Annotated in this window: 1 protein-coding gene and 3 pseudogenes; 3 read left to right on the top strand and 1 reads right to left on the bottom strand. The window is 70.7% G+C overall.

Annotated features, from left to right (window positions below; translation table 11 throughout):
• On the top strand, positions 1-564 hold a 564-nt coding region (locus FXN61_RS46435), incomplete at its 5' end, for an EAL domain-containing protein (protein ID WP_167980189.1).
• An 83-nt stretch (positions 565-647) separates the two neighbouring features.
• Here the strand turns inward: FXN61_RS46435 and FXN61_RS46430 are convergent.
• Positions 648-1594: pseudogene (locus FXN61_RS46430) on the bottom strand (chitinase).
• A 175-nt stretch (positions 1595-1769) separates the two neighbouring features.
• On the opposite strand from FXN61_RS46430, the pseudogene FXN61_RS46425 reads away from it, so the two are divergent.
• Together FXN61_RS46425 and FXN61_RS46420 are read left to right on the top strand one after the other, a co-directional pair.
• Positions 1770-4908: pseudogene (locus tag FXN61_RS46425) on the top strand (ATP-dependent helicase).
• 30 nt (positions 4909-4938) lie between these two features.
• A pseudogene (locus FXN61_RS46420) lies at positions 4939-6190 on the top strand (ATP-dependent helicase); the annotation flags it as partial.

Genomic DNA, 6190 nt, shown 5'->3' with positions numbered 1-6190 from the left:
GACCCGGGGCTTATCCTGCGCCTCGGCGAGCTGGCTGCTGCGCGTCGCGGCGGGCAGTCGGCGTGGTGGCGGCAGCGCGATCAGTTCGACCTGCCGCTGGTCGTGCGGCTCACCGCGCACCAGTCGTCCGACGCGGACCTGGTCTCACGCGTGGTGGGCGTGCTCGAGGAGACCGGGCTGACGGTCGACGAGCTGGCGGTCAGCATGCCGGCCGACGTGCTGCCGGTGACCGACGCGGCCGACAACCTCGCGGTGCTCGCCGGGATGGGTGTCCACGTGGGACTCGACGACTTCGGTCTCGGGCCGCTGGACCCGGCGATCGTGTCCGACCTGCCGGTGAAGTCGGTGCGGGTGGCTCGCAGTCTGGTCGAGCGCCGATCGCCGTACGTGACAGCGCTGATGCCGCTGGTGCGAGGGGCCGGCCTGGCGGTCGCGGTCGACGGGATCGCCGGCGCGGAACAGGCTCACTGGTGGCGTGCGGCGGGCGCGGACTTCGCCACCGGCGCCCACTTCGGTGCGGCGGAAACGCCGGGCGACTTCTTGAAGAGGTGGGAAAGCCGGTGACCGGATGCGGGCGACTTCCTGAGGGAGTTGGAACCCCGGTGGCGACGGGGTCGGGGTCAGCGTCCGGCCACCGGAGGAGACTGCTACCCGGTGAACTTCGCCAGCGCCTTGGTGAACTCGTAGGTCTGCTGGTTGATGCCGCTGCACGAGGAGCTCATCCCCCCGCAGTTGCCGCGGTCCCGGTTCACGGCCCAGAAGGACACACGGGCCAGGTGCTTGGAGTTCGCCCACGTCACGATGTCGCGGAAGTTCTGCGGGGTGACGGTCTCACCGGTGTCGGTCTTGCCGTTCATCGACGAGAGGCCGCTGCGCCGGTACGCCGCGTCGTCCGTGAGACCGAACGTCGACTTGACGTGGTTCTTCAGGCCGTCGACGGCGCTCTTGGTGTAGGCGAACATGTCGCCGCCGCTGCCCAGTCGAACGGCATGACGGCCCACGTGTCGATCGGCGCGCCGAGCTCCTTGGCGCGGGTGACCAGGCGCTTGCCCCACGAGTTCGGGCCGGTGCGGTCGGTCGGCATCGTGATGACCGTCTTCACGCCGGGGTTCTTCTGCTTGACGATCTTCAACGCGCCGAGCACGCGGTCCTGCGTGGTGTTGTTCTCGAACTCGGCGGCCTCGATGTCGATGTCGATCGCCTTGAGCTGGTAGGCGTCGATCACCTTCTGGTAAGCGCCGGCGAGCGCGCTGGGGGAGCTGCAGAACTGGCCGAGCTTGTTGCCTGACCAGCCGCCGATCGACGGCACCGCGTCGCCGCCGGCCGCGCGGATGTTGTTGATCAGGGTCTTGTCGGAGCCGGTCAGCGAGCGGTTGCCGTCCCACTTCGGGTTGCAGGTGCCGTCGCTGAGGATGAACGCGAGGGTGAAGGCCTTGATGCCCGTCTGCTGCATCACCGTGGCGGGGTTGGGCTGACCGCCCCACTGGTAGAGGTACGGGGCCGCGAGCACGGGGTTGACGGCCGCCTGTGCGGTCGTGGGCAGCAACATCGCCGCGCACGCGGCAGCGACAGCGCCGACGAGGAACCGCTTCATCAGTCCTCCAAGACTGCTCGGTCCAGGGCGGCGGAGCTGGCAGTGAGAGGGCTCACAACGTGTTCAAAAATGGACTAGACCACCACTATCTGTCAAGAAGGTAGTCGAAAACCGGGTATTGCTCTGTCCGGCGGGCATCACTGATCTTGTCGGTGCAGCGTGGTGAAATCGAGGCGTGGCACTTCCACCCCAGCTGGTCCGCAGGAAGCCGGAGACGCGCCCGCGTCCCCGGTGGGACGCCGCTGCCCAGCGGGTCTTCGACCACGAGGGCGGATTCCTGCGCGTGCTCGGTGGTCCCGGCACCGGCAAGACGACGTTGCTGGCCGAGCTGGCCGCGCACGTCGTGCTGGAGCAGGGCGCCGACCCGGAGAACGTGCTGGTGCTGACGGCGAACCGCCGCGCGTCTGCGGCGTTGCGCGCGCACATCACGCGGTTGCTGACGGGGCGGTTGTCGACGATCCGCGAGCCGTTGGTGCGGACCGTGCACTCGTACGCGTTCGCGGTGCTGCGCAACCAGGCTGTGTTGCTCGGCGAGCCGCCGCCGCGGCTGCTGTCCGGGCCCGACCAGGACGCGATGGTGCGCGAGCTGCTCGCCGGTGACGCAGATCTGGGCGCCTTGAACTGGCCGGAGCGGTTGCGTCCCGCCCTGGAGCTGCCGGGTTTCGCGCACGAGCTGCGCGATCTGCTGTTGCGGGCGGCGGAACGCGGCCTGGGCCCCGAGGACCTGATCGAGCTCGGCGAGCAGCACGGGCGGGACGAGTGGGTGGCTGCCGGCCGGTTCGGTGCGCAGTACGAGGCGGTGAACCTGCTGTCGGGAATGGACTCCGCGACGGCGTTCGCGCCCGCCTACGACGCAGCCGAGCTGGTGTCGTCCGCGTACGCCGCGTTCGTGAACGACGAGGAGCTGCTGTTCACCGAACGGCGCCGGGTGCGATACCTGCTGGTCGACGACGCGCAGCACCTCGACCCGATGCAGTACTCGTTGATCAGCTCGCTCGGGTCGGGTGCGGCGCGGTTCGTGCTGGCGGGTGATCCGGACCAGGCGATCTTCACGTTCCGCGGCGCCGATCCGGAGATCCTGCGGGACGTGCCGGGCGAGACGGTGGTGCTCAAGCAGTCGCATCGGATGATGCCCGAGATCCGGGACGCGGTGGCCAGGCTGGCCGCTCGCCTGCCGGGCGCTCTCCTCGCGCACGGTGTTGCCGGCCGACGGCGAGGGTTCCGTGCAGGTGCGGCTGCTCGCGTCGTCCGCGCAGGAGGCGACGTGGGTGGCGGACCAGCTGCGCCGTTCGCACCTGGCAGACGAGGTGCCGTGGTCGCAGATGGCCGTCGTGGTGCGGTCGGCGACATTGTCTTTGCCGGTGCTGCAACGGGCGTTGCTCGCGGCCGGTGTACCGGTGGCGGTTGCATCGGACGAGTTGCCGTTGGCGCAGCAGCCTGCCGTGCGCCCGCTGCTGGCTCTCGTTCGCGCCGCCGCTTCGCCGGGTTCGCTCGACGAGGACACGGCGGCGATGCTGCTGTCGTCGTCCTACGGCGGCGCTGATCCGTTGGCACTGCGTCGGTTGCGGCGTGGTCTGCGGCGCCTGGAGATGGCCGCGGGCGGCGACAGGCCGAGCGGTGAGCTGCTCGTCGAGGTCGTGGAGACCTCCGACAGGCTGGCGGCGCTGGAGGACGCCGAGTCCCTGCCCGCGCGGCGGATCGCGCACCTGCTGGCGTTGGCGCGCAAGGCGATCGAGGCCGGCAAGTCGGTCGAGGTCGTGCTGTGGGACCTGTGGACGGCCACCGGCCTGCAGGACCGCTGGGTGGCCCAGTCGGCCCGGCGCGGCATGCCGGGCATGCAGGCTGACCGCGACCTCGACGCGATCGTGGCGCTGTTCGAGGCGGCGGCGAAGTACGTCGACAGGCTGCCCGGCTCCGGTGTCGCCGGGTTCGCGGACTATCTGGAGTCGCAACGAATCGTCGGCGACACCTTGGCCGCCGCTGCCCCGACCGGCGAGGCGGTGTCGGTGCTGACCGCGCACTCGGCGGCGGGCCGCGAGTGGGAGGTCGTCGCGGTGCCCGGCGTTCAGGAGGGCAGCTGGCCCGACCTGCGACTGCGCGGCACGGTCCTGGGCGTCGAACGCATGGTGGACGTGCTGGCAGGCCTCGAACCGTCGGTGTCGGCGGTGGCGCCGATCCTCGCGGAGGAGCGACGCCTGCTCCTGGTCGCCGCTTCGCGTGCGCGGTCGAAGCTGCTGATCAGCGCGGTGCGGGGCGAGGACGAGCAGCCGTCGCGGTTCCTGGACGAGATCGAGTCCTCCGCGGAGGACGAACGGAAGCTGCACCGGCCGCAGCGCGGTCTCGTGCTGGGCGAGCTCGTCGGCGAACTGCGCCGCGTCGTGTGCTCCGACTCGGAGGATCCGGGGCGTCGTTCGCGGGCAGCTGCTCAGCTCGCCAGGCTGGCAGAGGCCGGGGTTCCCGGTGCGCACCCGGAGTCCTGGTACGGCTTGGCGGAGGTCTCGATCGATGCTCCACTGTGGACGGAGGAGCAGAAGGTCAGCGTGACGCCGTCGACCATCGAGGTGATCACGAAGTGCCCACTGCGCTGGGTGGTCGAGCGGCACGGCGGCCAGGACCCGGCGGAGCTCGCGTCGGTGACCGGCACCCTGGTCCACGCCCTGGCGCAGGCGGCCGCTTCCGGCGCGGATGCCGCTGCGCTCAGGGTGAAACTGGACGAGGCGTGGGCTGCGGTCGACGCCGGTGCCCCGTGGTTCTCCCGCCGCGAACGTCTTCGCGTCGAACGCATGCTCGACACGTTCCTCGCCTGGCTGACCATGAGCCGCAGCCAGCTCACCCAGGTCGCCGTCGAGGAGGAGATGGTCGTCGAGGTTCCCAAGCGCGACGGGGGCCCGTGGATGCAGGTCCGCGGCCGGGTCGACCGCCTGGAACACGACGAGGACGGCCGTCCCGTGGTGATCGACATCAAGACGGGCAAGAACCCGGTGTCCCGCGATGCCTCGCAGGAGCACCCGCAGCTCGCGGTGTACCAGCTGGCGACCTCGTTGGGCGGCTTCACGCACATCGGACTGGGATCCGACCCCGGTGGTGCTCGCCTGCTGTACGTGGCGAAGGAGGACAAGAAGACCGGCGCGGTCGAACGCACCCAAGCACCGATGGATGAGCAGGGCGTCCAGGCGTGGCTCGCGGTGGTGCAGGACGCCGCGGAGTCGGTGCTCGGACCGGAGTACACGGCGAAGGAGAACGCGGACTGCGACCGTTGCCCGGCGCGCACGACGTGCCCGGTCCACCCGTCCGGGCGGCAGGTGAGTGAGTAGGCGTCGTGGCGTGCGTAGGAAGATGTCGCGGTGACCGTCAGCCCGTTTGAGATCGCTGAGGCGCTCGGGCTGAACAAGCCGACCCCCGAGCAGGCCGAGGTGATCGCCGCGCCAGCGCAGCCCGCGCTGGTCATCGCAGGTGCGGGCGCGGCAAGACCGAGACCATGGCCGCGCGCGTGGTGTGGCTGGTGGCCAATGGGCTCGTGCTGCCGGATCGGGTGCTCGGCCTCACGTTCACGCGCAAGGCGGCGCGGCAGCTCGCGGACCGGGTGCGGGCACGGTTGCGGAGGCTGGCGGGGTCGTCGCTGCTGGACGACCTGGATCCCAGCGGCGAGCGCAAGATGGCCGTGCTGACCGGTGAGCCCGTGGTGCTGACTTACCACGCGTACGCCGGGCGGCTGGTGACCGAGCACGGCCTCCGGCTGCCGGTGGAACCGGGCGTGCGGCTGCTGACCGAGACGGCTTCGTGGCAGCTCGCGCACCGCGTGGTGTCGACGTGGGCGAAGGACCTCGACACGGACAAGGTGCCGGCGACGATCACCGGGTACCTGCTGAGGCTCGCGGGCGAGCTGGGTGAGCACCTGGTGACGCCGGAGGCGTTGGAAGCGCACGCCGTGGAGCTGTGTGCGTTGATCGAGAACGCGCCGAAGGCACCGCGGCAGCGGGACGCCCTGCCGGAGAAGCTTCGTGAAGTCGTTGCGGCGCAACGGTTGCGTGTCGCGCTGCTGCCGTTGCTGGACGCGTACCAGCAGCGCAAGCGCAAAGAGGCGGCGCTCGACTTCGCGGACCAGATGTCGCTGGCCGCGCAGCTCGCCGGGTTCACCGAGGTCGCTTCCGGTGAACGCGAACGGTACGGCGCGGTGTTGCTGGACGAGTACCAGGACACCGGGCACGCGCAGCGCGTGCTGCTGCGGTCGTTGTTCGGCGAGGGCAAACCGATGCCGGTGACGTCGGTGGGCGACCCGGCGCAGGCGATCTACGGCTGGCGCGGGGCGTCCGCGGCGAACCTGCCGCGCTTCGCGGACGACTTCCCTCCGACGCGGAAGTTCGGGCTGCTGACCAGTTTCCGCAACCCGCCGGAGGTGCTGGAGCTCGCGAACGCGGTGTCGTTGCCGCTGAGGGAAGCCGGGCTGGACGTCGAGGAACTGCGCGCGCGCAGCGGGGCGGGGCCGGGTGACGTGCGGCTGGCCCTGCACGCGGACATCAGGCAGGAGCTCGACTGGCTCGCGGACAACGTCGCGGCGCAGTGGGAAGCGCACCTGGACGCGGAGGGCGTGCCACC

The organism is Lentzea indica, from assembly GCF_012184385.1.
In the GTDB taxonomy this organism is placed as follows: Bacteria; Actinomycetota; Actinomycetes; order Mycobacteriales; family Pseudonocardiaceae; genus Lentzea; species Lentzea indica.
The sequence above is the reverse complement of the archived record's forward strand: the minus strand, read 5'-3'. Positions and strand labels throughout refer to the sequence as shown.